This window comes from Pantoea sp. CTOTU49201, assembly GCF_032054795.1.
In the GTDB taxonomy this organism is placed as follows: Bacteria; Pseudomonadota; Gammaproteobacteria; order Enterobacterales; family Enterobacteriaceae; genus Pantoea; species Pantoea symbiotica.
Map to the genome: position 1 here is coordinate 1 of NZ_DAMBSA010000505.1, position 2,947 is coordinate 2,947.

3 protein-coding genes are annotated in these 2,947 nt (G+C 54.7%); 2 read left to right on the forward strand and 1 reads right to left on the reverse strand.

From position 1 onward, the window contains the following. Positions 1–66: 66 nt before the first annotated feature. Complete coding sequence (locus tag RTY00_RS22900; RefSeq protein ID WP_061717698.1) at positions 67–1,482, reverse strand: glutamine synthetase family protein; 1,416 nt, start codon at positions 1,480–1,482, stop codon at positions 67–69. A gap of 213 nt (positions 1,483–1,695) precedes the next feature. Between RTY00_RS22900 and puuD the strand changes: the two genes are divergently transcribed. Both puuD and puuR read left to right on the forward strand, forming a co-directional pair. After that, the gene (puuD, locus tag RTY00_RS22905; RefSeq protein WP_312666473.1) at positions 1,696–2,460 is read left to right on the forward strand and encodes a gamma-glutamyl-gamma-aminobutyrate hydrolase; all 765 of its coding nucleotides are present in this window, start codon (positions 1,696–1,698) and stop codon (positions 2,458–2,460) included. Then, the coding region (puuR, locus tag RTY00_RS22910; RefSeq protein WP_312666475.1) for an HTH-type transcriptional regulator PuuR at positions 2,457–2,947 on the forward strand (491 nt) is incomplete at its 3' end. The genes puuD and puuR, both read left to right, overlap by 4 nt.

Sequence of the window (2,947 nt, forward strand, 5' to 3'; positions counted from 1 at the left end):
TGCAGGGCGCGTATTTTGCCCCAACTTATGCCATCGGCACAAGACGTTAGATCAAATCTTCCTGCGTCAGGCGTTCTTTAGCATCCAGTCGATTTCTGTAGAGGTGATTAAGCGCTCAAACTGCATCAATTCATACTGTTTGCAGCTGTGCCACACGCCGCTGAAACGCTCGCCCAACAGCTTCTGCAGCGGGTAGCTATTCTCGAATTCATACAGCGCATCGCTCTGCCGAATCGGTAATGCCAGCCCTTCTGCTTCATGTCCATTGCCCTGCACCGGATGCGGTAAGGGTAGCTGATTATCCAGACCGTGCAAAATACCGGCAAGAATAGTTGACACCACCAGATAGGGATTTGCATCCGCACCGGCCACGCGATACTCAATGCGATGGTTATCCGCATCGCCACAAGGCACGCGCAACGCGACCGTGCGGTTGTTATGTCCCCACGATGCCTGCAGCGGCACATAGGCTTCAGGCAGGAAGCGACGATAGGCGTTCACGTTCGGCGCCAGCAACGCCATCGAGGCCGGCATCAGATCGATCATGCCCGCCAGCGCGCGTTTCATCAGCGGCGAATCGCTGCCGTCATCCAGCGCGAAGGCGTTGTGATCGGCGGCATCCAGCATGCTGATGTGCACATGCATGCCGCTGCCCGCGTACTCTTCGTAAGGTTTGGCCATGAATGTCGCGGTCATGCCGTGATTTTCCGCTACCTGACGCACCAGCCGTTTCAGCTGAATAGCATGGTCACAGGCTTTCAGCACGTCGCGCGTGTGATGCAGGTTGATTTCGAACTGGCCAGGTGACGCTTCCGCCAGCGCGCCATCGGCGGGAATACCTTGCAGTTTAGCTAAATGGTCGATATCCCGCAGCACGTCGGCGAAGTGATCGAGATTATCCACAGAATAGACCTGGCTCTGCATATTGCGTTCGTCACTGCCTGGTGAACATGGCGGCTGAATAAAACCCTCGGCATCGCGCTTTTTATCCACCAGATAGAACTCCAGCTCTACCGCTACCACCGGGAATAATCCTCGATTACGCAGCTGTTGCCACAGCCGATTGAGGACATTACGGGGTTCAACGTCAAAGGGAGTGCCATCTTGGTTACACATGGTCAGCAACAGCTGGGCGATGTGCGTGGGATCGGCGGCAGAAGGAATTAAGGTTCCGGGAACCGGCATGCAGAGGTGGTCGGGTTCGCCCAGTGATTGACCAAGTCCGGCGTCTTCGACGGTGTTACCGAGAATATCCATCGCGAAAACGGAGGCCGGGAAGTAACACCCTTTTTCCAGTTTTGCCAATGCGGAGATGGGAATGCGTTTACCGCGAAATACCCCATTTAAATCATTAAGAAGAATATCGACATACTGCGTTTCAGGATGGCGTTCCAGCCAGGTTTTGACCTCCAGCTGGAACGCGCTTGTTCGTTTCTCTTCACTGTGTCGCGTGAAGTCTTCTACTTCTACGAGGTTCGTCATGATCCCACCCGCCCTTTACCGTTAAAATTTGGTGCGCGTAATGCTCAAAATAACAGCCACTCTTCTAACATAGCCCTAACGCAAAAAGTGTGCAAATGTAACAAATCTGTTTGAAGAACACTCAACTGGTTGCTAGATTGACAAAATATTGCACACTTTTAAGGCCAGCCGCGCATTTCCGGCGAAAATATTGAACAGCAACGCGGAGACGTTATGGGCATTATTTTTGACAAGCCCTTGATTGGCGTAGTGATGTGCCAGAACTTTATCGGCAACCATCCAGGGCAAACGGTTCACAACAAATATCTCGACGCTATCGTGCTTGCCGGTGGCGTGCCGCTGCCATTGCCGCATCAACTGATGCAGGCGCCTCATCTATTAGAAAATAGTATGACCGTGCTGGATGGCATTTTGCTGACCGGCAGCCCCAGCAACATCGAACCCTGGCATTACGGCGAAGACGGTAAAGAGCCGCATGCCGATCCAGCACGCGATCGCCTCGCCTTCGGGCTTATCACACATGCGATCGGTAAAAAGATGCCGATGTTCGGCATCTGTCGTGGCTTGCAGGAGCTGGTGGTTGCCAACGGCGGTGCGCTGCATCGCCAACTGCATATGACACATTTATTCCAGGAGCACCGCGAAGACGATGCGCTGCCGCTGGAGGAGCAATACGCGCCGGTACATGACGTGCTGCCAGAAGTGGATGGCATGCTGAGCCAACTGCTCGGCAGCGCCGAACCCTTTGCGGTCAACTCGCTGCATGGACAAGGCATTCGCGAAACCGGTCCGCTGCTGCTCGTGGAAGCGCGCGCGCCCGATGGGCTGATTGAAGCTGTTAGCCTGCCAAAGCACCCTTTCGCCCTCGCGGTGCAATGGCATCCTGAATGGCTTTCCGATGACGATCCGGTCTCGCAACGTTTGTTTGCGGCCTTTATCCACGCCGCTGTATGTTATCACAAGGAAAAACAGCCATGAATGATGCCACTCTGGCACCCGGACGTCGCTTATCGCAGATCCGGCAGGAGTTGGGATTGTCTCAGCGTCGCGTCGCTGAGTTATCAGGTTTAACACACAGCGCCATTAGCACTATCGAACAGGACAAAGTCAGCCCGGCCGTCAGCACCTTGCAGAAGCTGCTGAAAGTTTACGGGCTATCGCTGTCGGAGTTTTTCTCCGAACCCAAAATCAATGCCACGCCGCGCGTGATTGTGCGCCCGGAAGAGTGCGTGGAGATCGGCAGCCTTGGCGTATCGCTGATGCTAATTGATAACGGTGCAGCGCGACGCGCGCTGGCGATGCTGCTGGAGCGATATGAACCGGGCGCCAGCACCGGCGAGAAACTACGCCATCCCGGCGAAGAAACCGGCACGGTGCTGGAGGGTGAAATCACACTTGTGGTGAACGGCCAGAGTTACCATCTCTATCGCGGTGAAAGCTATGTGATTGATACTGGCTTACCGCA

Bases quoted from the DNA above. Each gene is read 5' to 3' on its own strand.
- RTY00_RS22900 (WP_061717698.1), bottom strand. From the start codon at position 1,482: ATGACGAACCTCGTAGAAGTAGAAGACTTCACGCGACACAGTGAAGAG.
- puuD (WP_312666473.1), top strand. From the start codon at position 1,696: ATGGGCATTATTTTTGACAAGCCCTTGATTGGCGTAGTGATGTGCCAG.